Annotated in this window: 25 protein-coding genes and 2 tRNA genes; 7 read left to right on the plus strand and 20 right to left on the minus strand. The window is 68.7% G+C overall.

Annotation, left to right across the window (positions count from 1 at the left end; genetic code table 11):
- Positions 1 to 11: 11 nt before the first annotated feature.
- The 7 genes from tig to ABTW65_RS22040 all read right to left on the minus strand — a co-directional run bounded on the left by tig (position 12) and on the right by ABTW65_RS22040 (position 5,901).
- The gene (gene tig / locus ABTW65_RS22010) at positions 12 to 1,400 is read right to left on the minus strand and encodes a trigger factor (protein WP_350664045.1); all 1,389 of its coding nucleotides are present in this window, start codon (positions 1,398 to 1,400) and stop codon (positions 12 to 14) included.
- A 57-nt stretch (positions 1,401 to 1,457) separates the two neighbouring features.
- Positions 1,458 to 1,530 (minus strand) — tRNA-Pro (locus ABTW65_RS22015).
- A 35-nt stretch (positions 1,531 to 1,565) separates the two neighbouring features.
- A tRNA-Gly gene (locus ABTW65_RS22020) sits at positions 1,566 to 1,639 on the minus strand.
- Positions 1,640 to 1,744: 105 nt separating this feature from the next.
- The gene (locus ABTW65_RS22025) at positions 1,745 to 2,821 is read right to left on the minus strand and encodes a PP2C family protein-serine/threonine phosphatase (RefSeq protein ID WP_350664048.1); all 1,077 of its coding nucleotides are present in this window, start codon (positions 2,819 to 2,821) and stop codon (positions 1,745 to 1,747) included.
- Positions 2,822 to 2,887: 66 nt separating this feature from the next.
- The gene (locus tag ABTW65_RS22030; protein WP_350664050.1) at positions 2,888 to 3,730 is read right to left on the minus strand and encodes an Fpg/Nei family DNA glycosylase; all 843 of its coding nucleotides are present in this window, start codon (positions 3,728 to 3,730) and stop codon (positions 2,888 to 2,890) included.
- Between the two features lie 7 nt (positions 3,731 to 3,737).
- On the minus strand, positions 3,738 to 4,256 hold the full coding sequence (locus tag ABTW65_RS22035) for a ribose-5-phosphate isomerase (RefSeq protein ID WP_141803557.1): 519 nt from the start codon (positions 4,254 to 4,256) through the stop codon (positions 3,738 to 3,740).
- A 373-nt stretch (positions 4,257 to 4,629) separates the two neighbouring features.
- A complete protein-coding gene (locus ABTW65_RS22040) occupies positions 4,630 to 5,901 on the minus strand; it encodes an HNH endonuclease signature motif containing protein (protein ID WP_350664052.1) in 1,272 nt (423 codons plus the stop codon).
- A 419-nt stretch (positions 5,902 to 6,320) separates the two neighbouring features.
- On the opposite strand from ABTW65_RS22040, the gene ABTW65_RS22045 reads away from it, so the two are divergent.
- Positions 6,321 to 7,559, plus strand: a complete 1,239-nt coding sequence (locus ABTW65_RS22045; RefSeq protein ID WP_350664054.1) for an inositol monophosphatase family protein — start codon at positions 6,321 to 6,323, stop codon at positions 7,557 to 7,559.
- A gap of 10 nt (positions 7,560 to 7,569) precedes the next feature.
- Here ABTW65_RS22045 and ABTW65_RS22050 read toward each other — a convergent pair whose 3' ends face one another.
- Genes ABTW65_RS22050 through ABTW65_RS22060 form a run of 3 tightly spaced genes read right to left on the minus strand, consistent with a single transcriptional unit; the run spans position 7,570 to position 9,711 of the window.
- On the minus strand, positions 7,570 to 8,142 hold the full coding sequence (locus ABTW65_RS22050) for an LURP-one-related family protein (protein WP_350664056.1): 573 nt from the start codon (positions 8,140 to 8,142) through the stop codon (positions 7,570 to 7,572).
- 19 nt (positions 8,143 to 8,161) lie between these two features.
- A complete protein-coding gene (locus ABTW65_RS22055) occupies positions 8,162 to 8,806 on the minus strand; it encodes a class I SAM-dependent DNA methyltransferase (RefSeq protein ID WP_350664058.1) in 645 nt (214 codons plus the stop codon).
- The gene (locus ABTW65_RS22060; protein ID WP_350664061.1) at positions 8,803 to 9,711 is read right to left on the minus strand and encodes an alpha/beta hydrolase; all 909 of its coding nucleotides are present in this window, start codon (positions 9,709 to 9,711) and stop codon (positions 8,803 to 8,805) included. Before ABTW65_RS22060 ends, ABTW65_RS22055 begins: the two co-directional genes overlap by 4 nt.
- A gap of 45 nt (positions 9,712 to 9,756) precedes the next feature.
- On the opposite strand from ABTW65_RS22060, the gene cls reads away from it, so the two are divergent.
- From cls to ABTW65_RS22075, 3 genes are read left to right on the plus strand one after another with little or no spacing between them, the layout of a single operon-like run.
- Positions 9,757 to 11,205 (plus strand): cardiolipin synthase, encoded by a 1,449-nt coding sequence (cls, locus tag ABTW65_RS22065; RefSeq protein WP_350664063.1) that lies wholly within the window; start codon positions 9,757 to 9,759, stop codon positions 11,203 to 11,205.
- Positions 11,206 to 11,249: 44 nt separating this feature from the next.
- Positions 11,250 to 11,729 (plus strand): thioredoxin family protein, encoded by a 480-nt coding sequence (locus tag ABTW65_RS22070; protein ID WP_350664065.1) that lies wholly within the window; start codon positions 11,250 to 11,252, stop codon positions 11,727 to 11,729.
- The gene (locus tag ABTW65_RS22075; protein WP_350664067.1) at positions 11,726 to 12,439 is read left to right on the plus strand and encodes a cytochrome c biogenesis CcdA family protein; all 714 of its coding nucleotides are present in this window, start codon (positions 11,726 to 11,728) and stop codon (positions 12,437 to 12,439) included. The genes ABTW65_RS22070 and ABTW65_RS22075 overlap by 4 nt, the downstream gene beginning before the upstream one ends.
- Positions 12,440 to 12,444: 5 nt before the next feature.
- On the opposite strand, the gene ABTW65_RS22080 is transcribed toward ABTW65_RS22075, so the two are convergent.
- The 8 genes from ABTW65_RS22080 to ABTW65_RS22115 all read right to left on the minus strand — a co-directional run bounded on the left by ABTW65_RS22080 (position 12,445) and on the right by ABTW65_RS22115 (position 18,107).
- Positions 12,445 to 12,876, minus strand: a complete 432-nt coding sequence (locus tag ABTW65_RS22080; RefSeq protein WP_350664068.1) for a hypothetical protein — start codon at positions 12,874 to 12,876, stop codon at positions 12,445 to 12,447.
- A 1-nt stretch (position 12,877) separates the two neighbouring features.
- Positions 12,878 to 13,288 carry a RelB antitoxin-like protein gene (locus tag ABTW65_RS22085; protein WP_350664070.1) on the minus strand — a complete coding sequence of 137 codons (411 nt, stop codon included), beginning with the start codon at positions 13,286 to 13,288 and terminating at the stop codon, positions 12,878 to 12,880.
- Between the two features lie 99 nt (positions 13,289 to 13,387).
- A complete protein-coding gene (locus tag ABTW65_RS22090; protein WP_350664072.1) occupies positions 13,388 to 14,155 on the minus strand; it encodes a 2-phosphosulfolactate phosphatase in 768 nt (255 codons plus the stop codon).
- 18 nt (positions 14,156 to 14,173) lie between these two features.
- On the minus strand, positions 14,174 to 14,788 hold the full coding sequence (rdgB, locus tag ABTW65_RS22095) for an RdgB/HAM1 family non-canonical purine NTP pyrophosphatase (protein WP_350664075.1): 615 nt from the start codon (positions 14,786 to 14,788) through the stop codon (positions 14,174 to 14,176).
- Complete coding sequence (gene rph, locus ABTW65_RS22100) at positions 14,778 to 15,485, minus strand: ribonuclease PH (protein ID WP_008358602.1); 708 nt, start codon at positions 15,483 to 15,485, stop codon at positions 14,778 to 14,780. Before rph ends, rdgB begins: the two co-directional genes overlap by 11 nt.
- A gap of 9 nt (positions 15,486 to 15,494) precedes the next feature.
- Positions 15,495 to 16,271 carry an SGNH/GDSL hydrolase family protein gene (locus ABTW65_RS22105; protein WP_350664078.1) on the minus strand — a complete coding sequence of 259 codons (777 nt, stop codon included), beginning with the start codon at positions 16,269 to 16,271 and terminating at the stop codon, positions 15,495 to 15,497.
- Positions 16,272 to 16,344: 73 nt separating this feature from the next.
- Positions 16,345 to 17,181, minus strand: a complete 837-nt coding sequence (locus ABTW65_RS22110; protein ID WP_350664080.1) for an ABC-2 transporter permease family protein — start codon at positions 17,179 to 17,181, stop codon at positions 16,345 to 16,347.
- Positions 17,178 to 18,107: an ABC transporter ATP-binding protein gene (locus ABTW65_RS22115; RefSeq protein WP_350664082.1), complete on the minus strand. Its 930-nt coding sequence runs from the start codon at positions 18,105 to 18,107 to the stop codon at positions 17,178 to 17,180. The genes ABTW65_RS22110 and ABTW65_RS22115 overlap by 4 nt, the downstream gene beginning before the upstream one ends.
- A 133-nt stretch (positions 18,108 to 18,240) precedes the next feature.
- Between ABTW65_RS22115 and ABTW65_RS22120 the strand changes: the two genes are divergently transcribed.
- Both ABTW65_RS22120 and ABTW65_RS22125 read left to right on the plus strand, forming a co-directional pair.
- Positions 18,241 to 19,401, plus strand: coding sequence for a sensor histidine kinase (locus tag ABTW65_RS22120; protein ID WP_350664084.1), 1,161 nt, complete (start codon positions 18,241 to 18,243; stop codon positions 19,399 to 19,401).
- Positions 19,398 to 20,084, plus strand: coding sequence for a response regulator (locus tag ABTW65_RS22125; RefSeq protein WP_350664086.1), 687 nt, complete (start codon positions 19,398 to 19,400; stop codon positions 20,082 to 20,084). The genes ABTW65_RS22120 and ABTW65_RS22125 overlap by 4 nt, the downstream gene beginning before the upstream one ends.
- A gap of 118 nt (positions 20,085 to 20,202) precedes the next feature.
- On the opposite strand, the gene ABTW65_RS22130 is transcribed toward ABTW65_RS22125, so the two are convergent.
- Positions 20,203 to 20,973, minus strand: coding sequence for an MBL fold metallo-hydrolase (locus ABTW65_RS22130; protein WP_350664088.1), 771 nt, complete (start codon positions 20,971 to 20,973; stop codon positions 20,203 to 20,205).
- Positions 20,970 to 21,827 (minus strand): glutamate racemase, encoded by an 858-nt coding sequence (gene murI, locus ABTW65_RS22135; protein ID WP_350664091.1) that lies wholly within the window; start codon positions 21,825 to 21,827, stop codon positions 20,970 to 20,972. Before murI ends, ABTW65_RS22130 begins: the two co-directional genes overlap by 4 nt.
- A gap of 118 nt (positions 21,828 to 21,945) precedes the next feature.
- On the opposite strand from murI, the gene ABTW65_RS22140 reads away from it, so the two are divergent.
- The gene (locus tag ABTW65_RS22140; RefSeq protein ID WP_350664093.1) at positions 21,946 to 22,950 is read left to right on the plus strand and encodes an alkaline phosphatase family protein; all 1,005 of its coding nucleotides are present in this window, start codon (positions 21,946 to 21,948) and stop codon (positions 22,948 to 22,950) included.
- The last annotated feature ends 12 nt before the right edge of the window (positions 22,951 to 22,962 follow it).

Here is a 22,962-nt window from a genome sequence, read left to right on the forward strand (position 1 = left end):
TCAGAGGGTGATCAGGCGTCGGCCTTCTCGGTCTCCTCGGGAGCCTCGGCCTCAGCCTCGGGCTCGTCCTCACCGATGGTGCCGTCGGGGCGGAGGTTCTTCAGCTCGACGTGGTTGCCGGACTCGTCGGTGACCTTGGCGGCCTCGACGAGCTGGGCGAGCGCCTTGCCGCGCAGGATCTCCTGGACCAGCTCGGGCACGTGGTTGTGCTCGAGCATGTGGTTGACGAACTCCTGCGGGTCCTGACCGGACTGCTGCGCACGGCGCATCATGTGCTCGGTCAGCTCCTGCTGCTCGACCCCGATCTCCTTCTCCTTGGCGATCTGGTCGAGGATCAGCTGGGCGGCGACGGCGTCACGAACGCGGCGCTCGAGGTCAGACTCGAACTCCTCGATCGTCTGCTCCTCGTCCTCGAGGTACTTCTCGAAGGTGAGGCCGGCGAAGCCGAGCTGCTGCTCGATGCCCTCGCGGCGCGCGTTGAGCTCGTCGGTGACGATGCTCTCAGGCAGCGGGATCTCGATCTGCTCAAGGAGCGCCTCGAGGACGGCGTCACGGGCGGCGGCGGCCTGCTCGAGGCGCTTGCCGTTGCCGAGGCGGCCGCGGACGTCCTCCTCGAGCTCCTTGACGGTGTCGAACTCGCTGGCGAGCTGGGCGAAGTCGTCGTCGTACGCCGGGAGCTCCTGCTCCTGGACCTGGTTGACGGTGACGTTGACGTCGACCTCCTGGCCGATCAGCTCACCGCCGACGAGGGTGCTCTTGAAGTCCTTGGACTCGCCCGCTGAGAGACCGGCGATGGCCTCGTCCAGGCCGTCGAGCATGCCGCCCTTGCCGACCTGGTAGCTCATCCCTACGGCCTCGGCGCCCTCGACGTCCTCGCCGTCCTTGGTCGCCTTCAGGTCGATGACCACGAAGTCGCCGTCCGCGGCGGCGCGCTCGACGTCCTTGAGGGTGCCGAAGCGCTCGCGCATCGCCTGGATCTGCTCCTCGACGTCAGCGTCGGTGAGCTCGATGTCCTCGACCTTGGCCTCGATGCCCTCGTAGTCGGGGAGCGTGATCTCGGGCTTGATGTCGACCTCGGCGGTGAACTCCAGGGTCTCGTTGTCCTCGAGCTTGGTGACCTCGATCTCGGGCTGCGCGAGCGGCTCGAGCGAGTTCTCCTGGAGGGCGTCGAAGTACATCTGCGGGAGGACGTTGTTGACCGCCTCGGAGAGCACCGCACCGCGGCCGACCTGCTTGTCGATCACCTGGGGCGGGACCTTGCCCCGGCGGAAGCCGGGGACGTTGATCTGCTTGGCGATCTGCTTGTACGCCGCGTCGAGGCTCGGCTTGAGCTCCTCGAAGGGCACCTCGACGGTCAGCTTGGCCCGGGTCGGGCTCAACGTCTCGACGGCGCTCTTCACAGGGTGTCTCCTGTCGTTTGTTTCTGAGAATGATGTCGCGTGCAGGGCTATGAAATGTCGGGGCGACAGGACTCGAACCTGCGGTCTCCTGCTCCCAAAGCAGGCGCGCTAGCCACTACGCTACGCCCCGTCAAGGGCCCCTCCCCAATCAGCGGGAATGGCACTTGGAGCGGATGACGGGAATCGAACCCGCGTAATCAGTTTGGAAGACTGAGGCTCTACCATTGAGCTACATCCGCGCACGCGAGAGCCAGCGCCCTCGTGCGACCTGCGAAATCCTGCCATAGATCTGGCTCACACCTGTAACCGGCTCCCCTACCGGCCGGTTCGCAGGCTCGGTTCGGTCACCTACGCCCGACCGCGACGAGCGCGCGATCGTCGGAGCTGGCGCTCAGTCCCTCGAGCAGACGGCGCGCTCCCCCGCCTCGGCCGGTGACCGCGAGATGGTCTGCCGTGGCGACAAGGTTGCTGATGCCACGCTCGAGGTCGACGCCTCGAGCCTCCACGACGCCGTCGGTGTAGAGCATCACCATGTCGCCCACCCCGAGCACTCCCTGGCAGGCGTCGAACTCGACGTCGTCGATGAGCCCCAGCACAGGGCCGTTGCAATCGGCCTCCTCCCAGCGGCCGGTGGCGGCACGGCGTAGGAGCGCGGGCGGGTGGCCGGCCGTACGGATCTCGTACGCACCGTTGCCGAGGTCGATCGAGAGGTAGACCGCGGTCGCGAAGCCCTCCTGCCAGTCCTGGCGGAGGAGGTAGCGGTTGGCGGCCGGCAGGAACTCGCCTGGCGGTACCGCGCCGAGGAGGCCACCGAACGCGCCGGACAGCTGAAGTGCTCTGGTGCCTGCACGCTCGCCCTTGCCGGAGACGTCGACGACGACGATCTCCAGCCGGTCGGCCTCCCGCGCGGCCACCACGAAGTCACCGGCGAACCGGGTGCCGCCCGCCGGCAGGACGGCCGAGTCCGCGAGCCATCCCGGAGGCATCGGGGGGATCGCGCCCTGGTCGAGCTTGTGGGTCAGGTCGAGCAGCATCAGCTCGTCGTTCAATCCGCCCACCCCGAGGTAGGTGCGGCGCATCGCGACGAACAGCACGATCGCGCCGAGCAGGAAGTGCACCCCGATGGCGGCCGCGTCCCGGTCGGAAAGCGTGACCTGGCTGGCGGCGAGCACGATCATCACCATCACGAAGACGACGAACCAGCTCAGCGTGCGTGGCCCGAGCAGCACCGCGCCGAGCAGCAACGGCACCGTGAGGACCGCCACCGGGACCACCTGAAGCCAGCCCGACTGGGCCGCCGCGAGGACCGTCAGGACGATGGTGAGCAGCCCGAGCCACAGCACCGCTCGCAGCTCCGGGTCACGGAACCTGCGGCGGATCGCGTTGCTCCGCAGGCGGTCTGCGAAGGCATGGCTCGACATGGCCTCACTCTAGGTCTCGTGGTGGGGGCTGCGTGGTCGTTCTCGCAGGCCGGAGAGTAGTGCGGGCTACTTCTTTACGCTCGTCCGGGGCCGGTACGTGCGCTGGCACTTCGGGCACCAGAACAGGTTGCGCTGCTGCAGCTCGGTGGTGCGTACGCTCGTGCCGCACACCAGGCACGGCTGGCCGTTGCGGCGGTAGACGTAGACCTCGCCGCCGTGGTCGTCCTTGCGCGGCGGACGGCCCATCGCCTCGGGCGTGTGCTCGTCGCGGACGGTATCGATGCGGTTCCTCTGGACGCCGAGCTTCATCAGCTCGACCAGGTCGTCCCAGATGGCGTCCCACTGCTGCCTGCGCAGGGTGTTGCCCGGTCGCATCGGGTCGATCCGGTGCCGGAAGAGCACCTCGGCGCGGTAGACGTTGCCCACCCCGGCCAGGACGGACTGGTCCATCAGCAGCGCGCCGATGGTCGTACGGCTCCGGCTGATCCGCAGCCACGCCCGGTCCGGGTCGGCGTCGTCGCGCAGCGGGTCCGGGCCCAGCTTGGCGACCACCGCGTCACGCTGAGCCGCGGTGACCAGGTTGCACGTGGTGGCGCCGCGCAGGTCTGCGTACGTCTCGCTGCCGGTCAGGCGCAGTCGGACCTGGCCGATCGGCAGCGGCGGCGCGCCTGCGTGCGGCTTCAGGTCGAGCTTGCCGTAGAGGCCGAGGTGGATGTGGACGTACTGCTCCCCCGAGAACTCGACGAACAGCTGCTTGCCCCACGCCTCGGCGCCGGCGACGACCTGGCCGTCGAGGAGCGCGGCGGAGTCCGCGAACCGGCCCTGCGGGCTGCTGACCTGGACCTGCTGGCCGGCGAACGCGTCGCTCAGATCGAGCGCGAGGCGGTGGAGGGTGTGCCCCTCGGGCATCTCCGGATCAGTCCTGGTCCTCGGCGGGCCCCAGGCCCTTGGCCGAGTCGGGAAGCGGCGGCCGTACGCCGTCGGCGTCGTAGGCGTGGAGCTGGTCGATGCGGCGTACGTGCCGCTCGTCCTCGCTGAACGGCTCGGCCAGGAAGATCTCGACGAACTTCGTCATGTCCTCGAGGCTGTGCATCCGGCCACCCACCGCGACCACCTGGGCATTGTTGTGGTCACGGGCGAGCTTGGCGGTCTCCTCGCTCCACGCGAGCGCACAACGGATGCCGGTCACCTTGTTGGCCGCCATCTGCTCACCGTTGCCCGACCCCCCGATCACGACCCCGAGGCTGTCCAGCCCCTGCTCCCGGTCCCGGACCACTCCTTCGGCCGCCCGGATGCAGAAGACCGGGTAGTCGTCGAGTGCGTCATAGACGAACGGGCCATGGTCGACCGGCTCGTAGCCGAGCTCCGTCAGACGGTTGATCAGATGGGACTTCAGTTCGAGACCGGCATGGTCACAGCCGATGTGGACGCGCATGCCTCCCATCCTCTCTTACCGTCGGCTCAACTTCGGATTTGGTGGTTGGTGTTTCTTGTTGGCTGGGCCGCCGACCCCTTTCGGCGGCGGGGTTTGGCGCGGATGCCTCCGGTTGGGTACGGGCTTGGGATCTCCTGTCGATGAGTCCAGGTAGGGCGAAGGGTCTGCGCGGTGCCTACGCCAGTTGACGAAACCTTGTGAACGGTTCACAAGCAGGGCCATGACCCTGGTGACGAGGCGGACGTGGCACGCGACGAGGACTGGCCGATTAGCCAGGTGCAACATCGACAGAGCGACATGGAGGGCAGGGCATTGCGTGGTGGGGGTGGCCTAGGTGGATAGGACGCGGCGGTGCCGCCCAGTCAGCCCGGGGTCAGCAGGCTCGGGTGTGGCGGGTGAACCGGATCCGTCCACTTGGGAGTCGCTCATGGTCGTAGTTCGGGTCGTGGATCCGGCGATGATCGCTCGCGCAGAGCAAGACCATGTTGGCCAGGTTGGTGAGGCCGCCTTCGGACCAAGGTTTCAAGTGGTGGGCCTCGGTCCAGGCGGCTGGGGCGTCGCAGTCTTCGGCTTGGCAGCACTTGTCGCGTAGTCGAAGTGCTCGGTGTTGGACCGGATACGCCAACCTCGCTGTTCGACCGAAGTCCAGGATCTCGGAGTCGGTGCCCAACACGACCGGGACCAGGTCGGCGTTGCAGGCCATCCGCCGGGCCTCGGCCGCGGTGATTTTCTCCCCGTCGAATCCGAGGGCTGCGGTGCCGAGGTCCTTGCGGAGGTCTTCCACGCTCATGGTGATGAACACCGTGGTGCCGTGACCGCCGTGCCTGGGGAGTTGGTCGACGTCGTAGGTCTCGACGACCCGGGCGAACGCCTGGCCCAGCAGCCGGTCATAGGGGGCTTTGCGGCCCTTGTCCTCGGCTGAGAGCTTCCTGGGCTGCGCGAGGGAGTCCAACTGGGTGCGGAGCCGCATCCCGACGGCGCGGGAGACCCGGGCGTGGATGTCGATGGTGCCATCACCGTTGTCGCGGGACTGGAAGAACGTGCGCCGCTGGGCGTGCTCCTCCTCGCGCTGCAAGGCCTTCGCTTCGGCGGCTTCGAATCGTTCGGGGTCGATCTCGGCGAGGATCCGGCGTCCGATGATCTTCAACTCGTTCGCGGTCAGCCGGGTGGCGTGCTCGACGAGGAGCTTCTCGGCCAGGATCAGGTCCTCGGCGCTGGCAGCAGGGTCGGTCTCAATGGCATCGAGGGCCTGGGTGATCACCCTTGCCTTGTCCTGCGACACCACACCCTCAGCCAGGCCAGCCGCCACGAGGTCATACTTCGCTACCCCGGCGGCAAGCTTGATCTGCGAGCGCGCCACGCCTTTGTCGACCAGCAGCTCGGTCCGCATCCACCCGGAGGCATCTTTCGCGCCGGTCTCCTCAGCGATGTCGCCGGCAGACGCGAGCACCCGAAGCTTTAATGCGGCTTGTTTCGCCTGGATCTTCTCCAGTCGTTCCAGCCGGCCTTTCTTCTGCCCGGTGCTCCAATAGGCGGGGTCTCTGGTCAGCAGCTTGTCGAGGGAGGATTCGATGGCGCTCATCTCTGCGTCGATCGCGTCGTCGGGGTTGGTGCCCCACGGGTTGATGTCGCGTTCGAGACTCATCGTTTTCCCTCCCTTCAAAGAGGTGTGTGATGGGTCTGATTCTACGCCTCCACCCCTTCTCTGACCACCTATTTTCCCTGTTCAGAAGGCATTTTCGCGGTGAGCGAACAGCCTCGCATCTGTGGATCGTAAGTGGCCCGAAGGGCCACCCTTCCGCCCCATCAACCTCACCCGTCCCAAACAAGAATCCGCTGCGCCACACCCGGGCCGCCGCCCCGATAGCCAGCCAAATCTTTTCTCGACGGTCCCCGGTGTCAAGGACCGCGAAGCGGCCGGCGAAGCCGGCGGCCGAAGGCCGTCCTTTACTCCGGGGACCGTCGAGAAGACCCTCAAAGAAAGGGTCGGCGGCCCACCCCAACCCCGAAGAACAGCCGAAAAGCACTCCCTCAAAAGACAGGCCCCCGATAGATTCCCCCAGCGTGGAGCACTGGACGACGATGGACGAGATCCTCGCGGCGCGAACAAGGTTCGAGTCAGCGATAGACGGCTGGACGCCCCCGAACGCCCACGGCGTAGGCCTCCGCCCATCCACAGCAGCCAACCACGAGCCAGAACATTTTCCCCTGGTCAACGCCTACGGCCACCGCCTCCCAGCGGTCGTGGTCGCAACAGTCGTCGGACACAAGCGCGGGACGGCGGCGTACAGACTGACCCGACAGGAGCTCGAGCGGGCGATCGAGCTGATCTCGCCCGCGGAGGCGTACGTCGACTACGACCACCCCAACGTCCGGAGCTGGCGCGACAAGATCTTGCCCAAGCTGACCGAGGATCCCGAGGCCGAGGTGGTGGCGGTGTTCATCGGCGACGAGCCGGAGGAGTCCCCAGACCCCGCGATCGACGCGTTCCGGGCAGCGTTCCCAGACCAGGCCGTCGCGATCGCGGCGGCGACGGCGGGGGCAGCGGTCGTCAGGGAGATGTACGGCACGGACCTGAGCCACTTCGACAAGTCCCCGACGGACTTCGCGACCGAGGCGGACATCGCCTCGGAGAAGGCGATCCGGGAGACGATCGCGACGTACCGGCCCGAAGACGCCTTCGAGGGTGAGGAGACCGGCCGCAGCGGCGACAGCGAGCGGAGATGGTTGGTCGACCCGCTCTGCGGGACCCTCAACTACGCCGCCCAGACCCCGCTCGCCGCGGTGAACGTCGCGCTCGTGACACCCGCGGGCGTCGAGACGGCAGTCTCGGCGGATCCGATCAGCGAAGAGATCTTCTGGACCGACGGCACCTCCGCCTGGCTGCGCAAGGGCGGCGGGGACACCGTCCTCGCCCCGAGCGCGCGCACTCGGCTCGTCGACATCCAGTGCGACGGCCCGCTCGAACGGCCGTTCGTCGGCGGACAGCTCGTCGCCGACCCACGCCTGCGAGCCCACTTCGGCCCGCGCGTGATGTCCTCCACCCTCGCGGTCGCCTGGGTCGCTGCCGGCCGGCGGGCGGCGTACGTCACCGATGGGCACCTCGAGGGAAGCGTCCACTTCACCGCCGGCATCGCGCTGTGCCAGGCCGCCGGGTGCGTCGTCACCGACCTCAACGGCGATCCGATCCACACCGGCCGCGGGATGATCGCCGCGGCCGACGCAGCCACCCACCAGATGCTGCTGGACCTGGTCCGCCCGCACCTGGCGGCGGCGGACCCGGACCGGACGAACCCAGCCTGAGCCGAGAGGCTCAGCGCTGCATCAGCGCGTCCATCGCGACCGCGAGAGCAGCAGCGACCCGGAAGTCGACGCGCGGGTCGTGGACGGTGACTGTGTACTTGTCGCGGAAGGCGAAGCGGCGCTCGATCGAGATCAGCGGCTGGCCGTCGGAGGACACGTAGTCGAAGTGGATCGGGAGGAAGTCGAGCTCGGTGAAGCGGCGCAGGATGGCGATCACCTGGTTGCGCTCCTGACCGGTGCCGGTGTAGCCGGGGCCCTCGACCTGGAATGTCGAGCGCAGCAGGCTCTTGCCGAAGTCCTTGCGGAAGAAGCCGAGCCCCGCACCGCTCGGGTCAGTGACGTCGTAGCCGGCGTTGAGGTCCATCACCGCGCGCGCCTTGAACGCGAAGACGGCCTGCGACTTCGACTCGTCGGCGTAGAACGTCACCTGCTCCTTGAACGCCAGCCGCTTCTGCTGAGCGAAGGCGAGCACCTGCCCCTCCGAGCCGTCGGCGTTGGCGGCCTGGGCGACGTACTTGTTGGCGAAAGGCGTCACCTTCTGGCGAAGGAAGAAGCGAGGGACGTGGTACGGCTGCTGCGTCATGGGCGCAACCTATCGGTCGTCAGCGACGGCGCGCGACGAGATATGCCTGGGGCGTCCGCTCCCAGTCCTCGGCGGAGCGCACCACCGTCCCGGTGACCTCGAAACCCGCCTCCTCGAGCAGCGCGCTGGTCGCCTCGACCGGGAGCCGATAGCCGTCGAAGGTGACGTCGTGGCCATAGGCGCCGATGTGGCGTACGTGCTCGTCCCCGACCTGGAACGCGGTCACGAACCGGCCGCCGCGACGGGTGACCCGGGCGAGCTCGGCGAGGACCTCTGGCCGGCGCGCGGGCGGGGTGTGGATGAGGGAGTACCAGGCCAGCACCCCGGCCAGCTCACCGTCGCGGAGCGGGAGGTGGGCCATGTCGCCGACCTCGAACCGGAGCGTCGGATGCCTCTCGATGGCCTGCGCGATCATGCCCGTCGACAGGTCGACCCCGAAGACGTCGAGCCCTCGCTCGGCCAGATAGGCCGTCACCCGGCCGGGCCCGCAGCCGATGTCGCCGACGAGCCCGCCACCGTCCTTGCGTACGTAGCTGACGAACGTGTCGAGGACGCCGGCGTCGAACGAGGTCTCGGTGATCGTCGGGTCGACGATCTCGGCGTACGCCTTGGAGACCGTGTCGTAGGCAGCCCGGGTCTCGGTGACGTCGTAGGGCTCCGTCACGGACGACCTCGCACACTGTGCTGGTTCAAGCTGTGCTGATTCACGAAGGCAGCAGTCATCGCCATGACCGACTCCGCGGCTGGGAAGGTCTGGCCGTGGCGCCAGAAGCCGTGGATCTGGCCGACCGCACGGAAGGCGACCACCTCGACGCCGAGGTCGGCCAAGCGGAGCGCGAAGTCCTCGTTCTCGTCGGTGAGGATGTCGCCCTCGGCGCTGACGATCAGTGTCGGCGGCAGGCTGCGAAGCTCCTCGTCAGAGGCGAGGTAAGGACCGAGGTCGGGGTTGCGGAGATCGGCCGCGGTCGAGGCGTACTGCTTCCAGTACCACGCCGCCTCCTCGTTCCAGCCGTCCTCCATCGCGTAGCCCGGGGTGCTCATCGACGGGTCGAGGAACGGGTAGACGAGCACCATCGCGCCGAAGACGCCAGGGTTGCGCAGCGCCGCCACGAGGGCGAGGTTGCCACCGGCGCTGTCGCCGTGGACGTACGCCGGCAAGCTGCTCAGCAGCGGGTCGTTGCCCAGCCACTTGACGACCGTGTCGACGTCGTCGGGAGCCGCGGGATAGCGGTGCTCGGGAGGCCTGCGGTAGTCGACCGACAGCACCCGCAGCCCACTCCGGTTGGCCAGCCGCCGGCACGCAGCGTCGTGGACCTCGACGTCGTTGAAGACGAAGCCACCGCCGTGGAGGTGGACGATCACCCCCTCGCGTACGTCCTCGGGGGTGTAGAGCCGACACGGAACCCCGTCGGCGTCGATGCCGGTGACCTCCGCGACCTCCTCCTTCGCCTCGGCCGCGGCCATCTTGCGGGCCTGGTCGCGCTGGGCGGCCACATCGACCTCCCAGATCGGCGGCGAGGCCTCCTCGGCAGCGATGGCACGGCGGGCGGCAGGGAAGAGTCGAACCATGTCAGAAGATTCCCACACGAGTGGCGGTGGTGCATGCTGATGCGCATGACAGTGGCTGGGGTCATGGGGACCTCGATCTACATCATCGACCTGCTGATCAAGGTCATCGCGCTCGGAGTCGTGCCGAAGAACCGGCGTCCGGGCACCGCGATGGCGTGGCTGCTGGCGATCTTCCTGATCCCGGGAGTCGGCCTGATCGGCTACCTGCTGCTCGGGCAGACGCGGCTCGACCGGCGGCGTCACGAGCGGCAGCGGGCGCTCAACGAGGAGGTGCTGAGCTACGTACGCGGCCTACCGAGGTCGCCGCACCCGAAGACGATCTCCGAGGTCGACGCGGTCACGATCGAGCTGAACGAACGGCTCGGTTCACTGCCTGCCAGGGCGGGGAACCGGATCGATCTGATCGACGACTACGCCGCCTCCGTCGAGGCGATGACGGCCGCGGTGGACCAGGCGGAGACGTACGTGCACGCGCAGTTCTACATCACCGCCTGCGACCAGATGACCGAGCCGTTCTTCGACGCCCTCGACCGGGCCGCGGCGCGTGGCGTGAGCGTCCGGCTGCTCCTCGACCACCTGGGTTCGCGCGGCATCCCGGTCTGGCGACAGCTCGTCAAGCGGCTCAACGCCTCCGACATCGACTGGCACCCGCTGTTGCCGATCGACCCCCTCCGCGGCCAGATCCGCCGCCCCGACCTGCGCAACCACCGCAAGCTTCTGGTGGTCGACGGTCGGGTCGCGTTCACGGGCTCGCAGAACCTCATCGAGCCCGGCTACAACAAGCCCAAGAACCACCGGGCCGGTCGGGAGTGGGTCGAGCTGAACGCCAGGATCGAGGGTCCGCTGGTGACTGCGCTGAACGTCGTGTTCGCCAGCGACTGGGACACCGAGACCGGGGAGCTGCTGCGGTCCGAACTCGCCGCCATTGCGCCGCGCGCCGGCGACGTGACCGGCCAGATCGTGCCCAGCGGGCCGGGTGTCGACGCCGAGAACAACCTGCGCGCGTTCACCCATCTCATGTACGCCGCCAAGAAGCGGATCTCGATCACCAGCCCCTACTTCGTGCCCGACGAGTCGCTCCTCTACGCCGTCACCACCGCCGCCCGGCGAGGCGTCGCGGTGGAGCTGTTCGTCAGCGAGGGCAAGGACCAGTTCATGGTCTACCACGCCCAGCGCTCCTACTACGAGGCACTGCTGCGGGCCGGAGTCCGCATCTACCTCTACCCCAAGCCGGCCGTTCTGCACTCCAAGCACTTCAGCATCGACGACGAGGTCGCCGTGCTCGGCTCGAGCAACATGGACATGCGCTCCTTCGCGCTCAACTACGAGATCTCGCTGATGCTCTTCGACGGCGACCCCGTCGCACAGCTGCGCAAGGTCGAGGACAGCTACCGGGCCATCTCGCGCGAGCTGCTGCTCGAGGAGTGGCTCGCGCGGCCGAAGATCGCGGCGTACGTCGACAACGTGCTGCGCCTCACCGCCGCTCTTCAATGAGGTCGATGCACACACCAGTCCGCGGGGACGTACGCTCCGAACCCATGCCCGTGAGCACCCGAATCCTGGCCCTGTTGACCATCCTCTGTGCGGTGACCGTCGGCTGCAGCTCGACGGAGACCGCCGGCGACACCGCTGCGCCCACTCCGTCCACCGAAGCCGCGCCGGCTTCCTCACCCACCGGGGACGACCCGTCCCCATCGTGCGAGGCGCCCGGCCGTTACGCCGACTACTCCGCCGCGGCCGTCGCCGATGAGTGCTACACCGACACGATCCTCTTCTTCCACGCGCCATGGTGCCCTGAGTGTCGAGGCTTCGAGGAGGCGATCAAGAGCGGCGAGGTGCCTGACGGGGCACAGATCCTGAAGGTCGACTACGACTCCGCGACCGACCTGCGCAAGCAGCACGAGGTGACGATCCAGTCGACCTTCGTACGCGTCGACCCGGCCGGCGAGCGGGTCAAGCTCTGGTCGGGCTACGGCAAGGACAAGTCGGTCGACGCCATCCTCGAGAACACCAAGTGACGCTGCTGCTCGCGTCGTTCCTCGCCGGGGCGCTCTCGGTGCTCGCCCCGTGCGTGGTGGCGTTCGTGCCCGTGATCCTTTCCCGCGGGACCGGCGAGCGCCGGCCTTGGGTGGCGGTAGCCGCGCTCGGCGTCTCCGTCATCGTGTTCAGCATCGTGCTCAAGTCGACGACGCTGCTGATCGACGTCCCGCCACGGTTCTGGAGCATCGTCTCGGGCGTGATCGTGGCGCTCTTCGGCGTCGTGATGGTCTGGCCACGGCTGTGGGACGCGGTCGCGTTTCGGCTCGGGTTCGGCTCACGTGCCCAGGAGCGCCTGGCGCGCGCGAGCACCCGTGGCGGGATCGGCGGCGACATCCTCCTGGGCGCGAGCATGGGGCCGGTCTTCAGCGCCTGCAGCCCGACGTACGCCCTGATCGTGGCGGCGATCCTCCCAGCTGAGCCGCTGCGCGGGCTCGGCTACCTGCTCGCGTACGTCGCCGGTCTGACCCTCCTGCTGGCCGCCGTCATGGTCGGTGGGCGGGCGCTGATCGGCCGGCTCAGGTGGGCGATCGACCCCGAGGGCACCTTCCACAAGGTGCTCGGCGTCGTCCTCGTGCTCATCGGCGTCGCCATCGCGACCGGGCTGGACAAGGCCCTGCTCACCCTGCTCGTGGAGCAGGGGCTCTTCGACTGGCAGATCGGTCTGGAGGGCCGGCTCAGCACCGGGTAGCCGACTCAGGAGCCGCGCGTGTAGAAGTCGGCCAGACGTTGAATGGCTTCCGCCTTGGTCATCGCGCGCACCTCCGCCTCGGGGATGTGCGCCTCCTGGATCAGGACCCGGAGCACTCCCATCGGGATGGCTTCGCGCGGCTCCGGCATCTGGCTGCGTGCGGGAAGGGTCTTGTCCTCCACACATGCCCAGAACTCCTCAGCGGTGACCTCGAGCTGGTCCTTGAGGATGTGACCCCAGATGCTCGGCCCGTAGTCCGTTCGGTCGACCGGATGACTGATGCGCGTGTAGAGGATGCGGCCGTCGGGCACGGCCAGCTCGTAGTTGACGTGATGGGTGCCGCGCTTGCCCGTAGCCCGCCGGCGCTCGATCCATCCTTCGGTGACACAGAAGGTCTGGTGGTCGACCCTCTTTGCCGGACGCCTGCGCTCGACCATGTCAGGCCAGCAGCCAGTCGCGCAGTTGCTCCTCGGAGGCCAACCCCACGATCTGCACCAGACCCCAGTTGTCGGCGTGGTTGGGCGCAGAGTGCAGCCGGTCGACCCAGTCCTCGGCGTAGTCACGAAGCGCCTCGACCATCTCCTCGACCGCCTCGTCGAGGGTGACGCCGTCGGCAGCCACCGGAAGGCCAGGGATGAAGACCGACCACGCGTCGTTCTCGGCGACCGCAACCGCGCCCGAGGGACGTACGCTGGTCAGGAAGTGGACCAACCGATCTGCGTCCACCGCCGCCACCCGGCGCGCCCCGCGCGAAACGGTCGCCGGGCGGCCACCATCTGCGGCGTCAAGCATGTCCTTGAAGTGCTCGCGTGCCTCGCGAGCGCTCTGGTATTCCACTGACGCCCCCATGGGGCCTCCTTCCAACGCGTGTGTACACAGTGTACACGGCGGCTAGTGGGGTGTCCGTCTTCCAGGCGTGGAACACGGGTCGACGGACTCACGCATCAATCAGCTCTGATCTGTGACTCCATCAACGACCGCACGGAAGGACCGGCCGCGCAGGAGCGGCACCACCGACGAGCCGTCCAGCTCGGAGGCCACGACCACGTCGTCGGCGTAGCCCTTCTCGGTCAGCTCCCGCCCACCGGCGCAGGCACGGAGCACGTCCGGAAGATCGGCCGCGCGGAACGCGTCGCGGGCCATCGCGGCCTCGGGCGAGAGGTCGCCCGGGTCGAGAGCGTCCAGGACCGCCCCGGCGCCCCACAGGTCCTCGACCGCGGGGCGGAGCGTGCCGTCCGGCCACCGCTCCCCCGACGCGATGAAGGCGACGCTCGCGCCGTCGGCGCAGCGAGGAGCGAGCCACTTGGCGACCGCGGTGCGGTTGCGGAGCGAGGCACCGACCACCGTGGCACCGCCGTCGGCGAGCAGGCTGCTGATCGTCGAGCCGTTGGGCGAGGGCAGCACGAGCCGCTGGACACCCTCGGACTCCCGCAGCGACGCGGGAGAGAGCGATGGCCGGCCCGGCACCGCATCCTGACGCTGGACGGCGAGAACGGCGTCGTGCTCGCGTGCGTACGCCTCCGCGCGGTCGTCGCGCCACAGGAACGGATACACCTCGATCCCGCGCTCGACGGCGACCGTCAGCGTCGTGGTGAACGAGAGCACGTCCACCACGACGGCGATGTCCACCGGCCCGATCGCCTCGGCGCCCACCGGCCCCCACTCGAGCCGGAACCGGTAGGCGTGCTGACGGTGCTGCGCGTCGAACGTGGTCACGCGCCGAGGCTAATGACCCTAGGCGAGCGCGGCGGCGATCTTCGGGGAGATCTCGCGCAGGGCGCGACCACGGTGGGAGATCGCGTCCTTCTCCTCGATCGACAGCTCCGCAGACGTACGTCCGTCCTCGGTGTCGACCGCGACGAACAGGACGTCGTAGCCGAAGCCGCCGTCACCGCGGACCTCGCGGATGATCCGGCCGTCCATGCGGCCCTCGACGACGATCTCGCCGCCGTCCCAGACGAAGGCGATCGCGCAGGCGAAGTGGGCGCCGCGGCGCTCGTCGGGGACGTCGGAGAGCTGAGCCAGGAGCAGCTGGTTGTTGCGCTCGTCGGACTTGGGAGGGCCGCCCCAGCGCGCCGAGAGCACCCCGGGCATCCCGTTGAGCGCGTCGACGCAGAGACCCGAGTCGTCCGCGACGGTCGGCAGCCCGGTGGCCGCGTACCCGGCTCGCGCCTTGATCAGCGCGTTGCCCTCGAACGTCGGGGCGTCCTCGACCGGCTCGTCGTAATGGGTCACGTCGTCGAGGCCGACGACCGAGACCCCGGGCACCAGCGGCGAGAGGATCCGGAACATCTCCTCCAGCTTCTTGGCGTTGCGCGAGGCGACGTGGATCTTGGGCTCAGCCGGCAAGTGCGGCCTCCTGCAGCTTGGTCAGGTCGGCGCAGCCCTTCTCGCCCAGCGCCAGCAGGGCGTCGAGCTCGGCGCGGTCGAAGGCGACGCCCTCGGCGGTGCCCTGCACCTCGACGAACTTGCCCTCGCCGGTCATCACGATGTTCATGTCGGTCTCGGCGCGCACGTCCTCCTCGTAGGGGAGGTCGAGGCGCGGTACGCCGTCGATGATGCCGACCGAGATCGCCGCGACGGAGCCGGTCAGCGCCTTCGAGACACCCAGCGAGGCGACCGCGTCGGCGAGCGCGACGTAGGCGCCAGTGATGGCAGCCGTACGCGTCCCACCGTCGGCCTGCAGCACGTCGCAGTCGATGTTGATGGTGTTCTCGCCGAGCGCCTTGTAGTCGATGACGGCGCGCAGCGAGCGCCCGACCAGCCGGGAGATCTCGTGGGTACGTCCGCCGATCTTGCCCTTCACCGACTCGCGCGAGGAGCGCTCATGGGTCGAGGCCGGCAGCATGGCGTACTCCGCCGTCACCCAGCCCAGCCCGGAGCCCTTGCGCCAGCGCGGCACACCCTCGGAGGCCGAGGCGGCGCACAGGACGCGGGTCTTGCCGAACTCGATGAGGACGGAACCGGCCGCGTGGTCGAGCCAGTTGCGGGTGATCTTGATGGGGCGCAGCTCGTCGTCGGCGCGCCCGTCAGCTCGTGTGGTCACGAGACCACCCTATGCAACGCTCTCCTTCTCCGGTCGAACCGGTCGAACCCACGCCCGGCGCACGACCCACGGACCCAGATCCCGTGCCCGCCGCCCCATCCACGGCACTCCCTCACCCGCCATCCAGGCCAGGTCCTGCCGCCAGGTGGTCGGCAGCCCGCCGGCCGGCTCCAGGCTCGGCGGCTCGAAGGTGAAGCCGTGCGACACCAGCTGCTCGCCGAACGTACGGGCCATCCGCCGGTGGCCGAGCTCGGAGGGATGCAGCCGATCGGCGGCCCAGAACCTCCGCTCGTGCAGGTCGGGAACCGCACCCAGGTCCAGCCGCAGCCCGCCGTAGGTGGCATGGACCTCGTCCCAGATGGCGTTGAGATCGGCCGTACGCCGCTGGATCGACCGCTTCATCCAGCCCGGCATCGGCCACATCACCGAGTGGTCGTGGAAGCGCGCCGTCATCAGCAGCGCGCCCTGGCCCGCGAGCGCGTCGGCGCAGGTCATCAGGTCGTCCCGGAGACGCTCGGTGTCCCAGCCGGACCGCATCACGTCGTTGACCCCGACGATCAGCGAGGCCACGTCGGGCCGGTGCGCCACCGCGTCGGCGAGCTGCTGCTCGACCACCACGGTCGAGGTCGCCCCGATGACCGCGGTGTTGCAGAAGGAGATGTCGTACGTCTGTCCCAGAGCCTCGGCGAGAAGCCGGGCCCATCCTCGCCACCCCGTGGAGACAGGGTCGCCAAGGCCAACGGTGGCGCTGTCGCCCAGCGCCGCATAACGCAGGTAGGTGCCCACGTCTGACAACGGTGACGGGGATGGGTGCCGAAGCACCCACCCCCGCGTGACGTGTCGCGAACAGTCCGATGAACTACTTCAGCTCGGACTTGAGAACGCGCATCGTGCCGAGCACCAGCGGCAGACCGACCCACAGCGTGATCGAGGTGGCCAGCCTGGCGAACCCGAGCGCTCCGTCCTCGACGGCCATTCCGGCTGCTCTCATCTCGTTCTCCGCGATGTAGGGCATCATCGCCACCTGCATGGAGATCCAGGGGAAGAGGTTCTGGGCCCAGTCGAAGATGAAGTAGAGAGCGCTGAAGACGGACGCCTCGAGGATCAGCGTGTAGCCGTAGTAGATGACCAGCGCGGCCGGGGTGTTGAGCAGCAGCATCGCGAACCCGAAGCCCATGAGCAGGTAGAGGATCTGCGTCGCGAGGGTCCACGCGAGCGCCTCACCACTCACGTTCCAGTTCGCCTCGGAACCGGCGATCGCCGCTCCCGCCACAGTCCCGATCGCACCGATGCCGACTGCGATGGCCATGGTCAGGATGCCGAGGACGAAGACCGCGACGAGCTTGGCGAAGACGACCTTGAGCCGGCTGGGCTCGAGGGTGAAGGTGACCATGTGGGTGCGCTGGCCCCACTCCTGCGTCACGATCATGATCGCCAGCACCGGCACCAGGAGCGACACCGGGAAGGAGAGGGCGCTCATCCAGGTCGATGCGGGCAGCGCGGCCATGTCGGACAGTGCCGTGACTAGCAGGATGATTCCCGCCACCAGGGCGATCAGCCCACCGGTGATCATCAGCATGACCCGGCCGGCACGCGTGTCGGTCATCTTGCGCCACTCGACCAGCACCAGGCGGCCGAAAGGCACCTTGGTGGCCGTCGGCAACGGGGTCGACGGCGCTACGGATACGGCGCTCATGCGGAGACTCCTTCGGCGTGGATCTGGGTGGTGCTCTCGCGCTGGGTCTCGGCGGTGAGCTGCAGGAAGATGTCCTCGAGCCCGGCGCCGCCATCACGCAGGTCGGTGAGCACGACGTTGGCCTCCAGGGCGGCCTTGCCGACCTCGGCCGGTGCGGCGGAGACGCGCATGCCGGTCCCGACCGGCTCGACGCTGTAGCCCTTGGCCTTGAGCGCGACGGTGAGCGCCTCGTTGTCCAGGGAGGTGACCAGCGCCTGGCCGGCGGTGCCCTGGCCGGCGAGGATGGTGTCCTTGGTGCCCTCGGCCACGATGCGGCCGTTGCCGATGAGGATCAGCTCGTCGGCGATCTGCTCGACCTCGTGCAGCAGGTGCGAGGAGAGCAGGACGGTGCCGCCACGGTCGGCGTACTCCTTCAGCAGGCCACGCATCCAGCGGATACCTGCCGGGTCCAGGCCGTTGGCCGGCTCGTCAAGGATCAGCACCTTGGGGTCACCGATCAGCGCGTGCGCGATGCCGAGGCGCTGCTTCATACCCAGCGAGTAGTTCTTGATCCGGCGCTTCGCCTCCGACGGCGTCAGCGAGACCAGCTCGAGCATCTCGTCGACGCGCGACTTGGGCAGGCCCATCGTCATCGCGGCGAGCGTGAGCACCTCGCGGCCGGTGCGGCCGTCGTGCTGGGCGCTGGCGTCGAGCAGCACGCCGACGTGGCGGCCCGGGTTGGGGAGGTCGGCATAGAGGCTGCCGTTGATCGTTGCCCGACCCCGGGTGGGGTTGGTCAGTCCGACCATGATGCGCATGGAGGTCGACTTGCCCGCGCCGTTCGGGCCGAGGAAGCCGGTGACTTTGCCGGCCTCGGCGGTGAACGACACGTCGTCGACCGCGGTGAAGGTCCCATAGACCCTCGTCAGTCCTTCGACTTTGATCATGACGTACATCCTGCCGTGCGTCCGGCGGAGACTGCATCGGACATACGGATGACCCCCGACCCGACGAAAGTATGGGGCTGGGCACGACCGCGGGATCCTGTGTCCGCGACCCCGGTTGACTAGCGTGTACGCCGTGCAGCAACCGTCACCCGAGGCCTATCAGCCACGTCTGAGCCTGTGGGGCCACGTGTGGCGGTATCTCCTCGCGCTCGGGATCAGCGGCATCGGCCTGATCTCCAGCACCGACGGCTGGCCGGAATGGCGCTTCCTGCTCGATCTCAGTCTCGGCGTCCTCTCCTTGATCCTGGTCTTCTGGCGCCGCCGCTGGCCGGTGGCGATCGCCACCTTCGTCACGATCGCCGGCGCGGTCTCGATCCTCTCCGCCGGGGCATCCACACTCGCGCTGGTCTCCCTGGCGACCAGGCGCCGCTGGCGCGAGATCATCCCGATCTCTCTGCTCAGCTGCGCCGCAGGCATGTTCTGGTTCGCGGTGATGGAGACCACCACCACCGAGGAGATCCCAGGAATCCCGCTGTGGGGCTTCAACCTCGGCGTCAACGTTGTGATCGTCGCTGCGATGGTCGCCTGGGGCATGTACATCGGCTCCCGCCGTGAGCTCATCGCCACCCTCCGGCTCCGCGCCGAGACAGCCGAGGCCGAGCAGGCGCTGCGCGTCTCCCAGGCCCGCGAGACCGAGCGCCGGCGGATCGCCCGCGAGATGCACGACGTGCTCGCCCACCGCATCTCCCACATCTCCATGCAGGCCGGCGCGCTCGCCTACCGCGAGGACCTCTCCGCCGAACAGGTGCGGGCCGAGGTCAGCACGATCCGCGACGGCGCCCACCGCGCGCTCGACGACCTGCGGACCGTCCTCGGCGTGCTGCGCGGCAACGGCGAGGATCCCGAGACCGCACCCCAGCCGACGTACGCCGACCTCGGCCGCCTCATCGAGGAGACCCACGCGGGCGGCATGAACATCACCTTCCAGGACGACGTCGAGGGGTCGCCGCCGGAGGCGGTCGGGAGGTCGATCTATCGGATCGTGCAGGAGGGCATCACCAACGCCCGCAAGCATGCGCCCGGGGCGGCGCTGCAGGTGTCCCTGCAGGGCTCCGAGGAGCACGGGATCGACGTACAGCTGCGCAACCGGCTCGGCTTCGACTCCAACACGCCCGGCGCCGGGCTGGGCCTGGTCGGGCTCACCGAGCGCGTCGATCTCGCAGGTGGCCGCCTCGCGCACCGTACGGAAAAGGATGTCTTCATCCTCGAAGCATGGCTACCGTGGGGCCAGTGAGCAGCCCAGGGACCGGTTCAGAGAGTCCAGTCAAGATCAAGGTGGGGATCGTCGATGACGACCCGCTCGTACGCTCGGCCCTCGGGCTGATGCTCGGCGGTCAGGCCGACATCGAGGTCGTCGGCGAGGCGACCGACGGCCAGGAGGCGCTCACTCTGGTGCGTACGTCCGCCCCTGACGTGGTGCTGATGGACATCCGGATGCCCCGGATCAATGGCCTCGAGGCCACCCGCCGGGTGCTCACCGAGTCTCGGTCACCGAGGGTCATCGTGCTGACCACCTTCGGTGCCGACGAGTACGTCGTCGACGCCCTCGCCGCCGGCGCCGACGGGTTCCTGCTCAAGGACACGCCCCCGCCCGAGATCGTCGCGGCGATCCGCGCGGTCGCCTCCGGCGAGCCGATCCTCTCCCCCAAGGCCACCCGCACCCTGATCACCCGGCTCCGCGCCGAGCCCACCGGCGAGCGCGCCGCTGCCGCCAGCCGCCGTCTCGAGGCGCTCACCGAGCGCGAGCACGAGGTCGCCCTCGCCGTCGGGCGCGGGCTGAGCAACGCCGAGATCGCCAAGGAGCTCTACCTCTCGATCCCGACCGTCAAGGCGCACGTCTCGCGCCTCTTCGACAAGCTCGGCGCCACCAACCGCGTCCAGATCGCGATCACCGTCCACGACGCCGGCCTGGTCTGAGCCGCTCGCCTCACCGGCCACACGGGTCACACCGCTCAGGTTGTTCCGGCACTTCTCGGGTGTTGCAACGCCTGAGAAGTGCAGGGATACCCGGTTAACCGGGTATCCCTACCCGACCTCAGACCTCGTACACAGCCCCGGTAGCCGCCAGCTCGGTCGGCCCCTCGTACGCCGAGCGCGCCTCGCGGAGGGCGTCGGCGGAGTCGTGCCAGGGCGGGACGTGGGTGACGACCAGCTTCTTCACGTGAGCCTTGGTGGCGTACTCCCCCGCGTGGACGCCGGTGATGTGCACCCCGGGCGGGTTGTCGACGCCGTCGCGGAAGGCGGCCTCGCAGACGAACAGGTCGGCGTCGGTGGCGATGTCGAGCAGCGCCTCGGTCTCGGCGGTGTCGCCGCTGTAGGCGATGACCTTGCCGTTTGCCTCGATCCGGAGTCCGTACGCATCGACGGGATGCTCCACCGCCGTCGGGGTGATCACGAACGGGCCGAGATGGATCGGCCCGGTGTAGGTCGAGAACGCGAACTCCTCGCGCATCCCGGGTCGCTTGGGCAGGTCGTAGGCCTTCGCCAGGCGGCGGCCGGTGCCCTTGGGGCCGTAGACGGGGATCGGCGGCTGCGGGCCGGTCGGGTGCCACTTGCGGAGCACGTAGTAGGAGGTCATGTCGACGCAGTGGTCGGCATGCAGGTGCGAGAGCAGGACCGCGTCGATCAGGAGCGGGTCGATGTAGCGCTGCAGGACGCCGAGCGCGCCGTTGCCCATGTCGAGCACGATCCGCCACGTACGTCCGGCCTCGTCGTCGGCCTCGACGAGATAGCAGGAGGCGGGGCTGTCGGGCCCGGGATAGGAGCCCGAGCATCCGATGACGGTCAGCCGCATCCCGGAGGTCATCCCATCCCTCCGGCGAACTGCTGGGCGGCCGCGAGCTCCGGGCCGAGGAACCGGGCGCCGATCGCCTTGAACTCGGCGGGGTTGCCCGTCGTCAGGAACGTGTAGGTCGGCTCGCCGCCCTCGCGCATCAGGTCGTGTTCGGCGAGGACGCGGTAGACATCCTTCGCCGACTCCTCGGCACTGCTGACCAGCGTCACGTTGTCGCCCATCACATAAGAGATCACACCAGTCAGGAGCGGATAGTGGGTGCACCCGAGGATCAGCGTGTCGACCCCGGCACTGGTCAGCGGGTCCAGATATTCGTGCGCGGCGGCCAGGAGCTCGTCGCCGCCGGTGATGCCGGCCTCGACGAACGGGACAAACTCGGGGCAGGCCCGGGTGTGCAACGAGACGTGCGGAGCGGCGGCGAAGGCGTCGTCGTACGCCATCGACTCGGCCGTCGCGTGGGTGCAGATGACCCCGATACGGCCGGTGCGGGACGCGGCGACGGCGCGGCGGGTCGCCGGCAGGATGACCTCGACGACGGGCAGCGGCCGGTAGCGCTCCCGGGCATCACGCAGCATCGCGGCCGAGGCCGAGTTGCACGCGATGACCAGCGCCTTCACGCCCTGCGCGACGAGATGGTCGAGACACTCCAGGGCGTACTCACGGACCTCGGCGATCGGCTTGGGCCCATAAGGCGCGCGGGCGGTGTCGCCGACGTACAGGATCGACTCGTGGGCGAGCTGGTCGATCACCGACCGCGCCACGGTGAGACCGCCGAAGCCCGAGTCGAAGATCCCGATCGGGGCGTCGCGGTCGGGCTGGGCTGAACCCAGGGGCGAGGGCGAACCCAGGGACGAGACGGACTGCACGATCGTCAAGGCTAGGCCCAAACAGCGCAACTTCGCAGTGCTGGGGGTCACTCGAGACATACCCGAGATCCATCTCACGTTCATGAGCAGGGCGGATCAGCGTTGTTAACGTCCGGTTATGACGATTTCCCGGCGCTCGCTGGTGCTGATGGTCCTGATCACCCTGTTGGGCGTCACCTTCGCGGTCGTCGAGCTGCCCGGGCGGCCAGCTCAGGCGGCGACCACGATGCGAGTGCTGGCGATCTCCGTCGACGGTCTCAGCGTGACCGCGATCGAGCGGCTCGGCCCGGGCCACCTGCCCAACATCTACCGGCTGATGCGCGGCGGCGCCTCGACCCGCGAGGCGCGCAGCGAGTACGAGCAGAACGTCACCCTGCCCAACCACACCTCGATGGTCACCAGCCGCCGGATCACCCGGTCCGCGCACGGCCACGGGGTCACCTGGAACGACGACCGGTCGTGGATGACGGTGCAGGAGGCCGCCGGCCACCCGGTCTCCTCGGTCTTCAGCCAGGTCAAGCGCGCCAACCGCAGCAGCGCCCTGTTCGCCTCCAAGTCCAAGTTCGGCCTCTTCGACCGCTCCTGGCCCTCCATCGACCGGTTCGTGGTCGACAGCGACGCCGACCTGGTCAGCCGGGCGGCCGGAGACCTGGCGACCAACAAGCGTGCCTTCACCTTCGTCCACCTGGGTTCCCCCGACCACTACGGCCACCGCGACGGCGGGATGAGCGCGGCCTACCGCGACTCGGTGATCCGCACGGACGCCCGCATCGGCAGGCTGCTGAAGGCGATCGACTCCTCGACGACGCTCAAGCGGTCGACGTACGTCATCCTCACCGCCGATCACGGGTTCAAGGCCGCCGCCAGGGACCACGGTGCCCACCTCTACTCCAACTACCGGATCCCGTTCGTCGTGTGGGGTCCCGGGGTCAGGGTCACCCGTGGCGCCTCGCTCTATCGGCTCAACCCCGACTACCGCGCGCCGGGGACGACCCGCCCGACGTACGCCGGCGCGCAGCCGATCCGCAACGGCGACCTCGGCAACCTGGCCCTGGACCTGCTCGGCCTGGGCCCGATCCCCGGCAGCACGCTGAACTCAACTCAGTCACTAGACATTCGCTGAGCGTTCGCCCGG

Origin of the sequence: Nocardioides sp. NPDC127503 (assembly GCF_040302165.1) — a bacterium.
In the GTDB taxonomy this organism is placed as follows: domain Bacteria; phylum Actinomycetota; class Actinomycetes; order Propionibacteriales; family Nocardioidaceae; genus Nocardioides.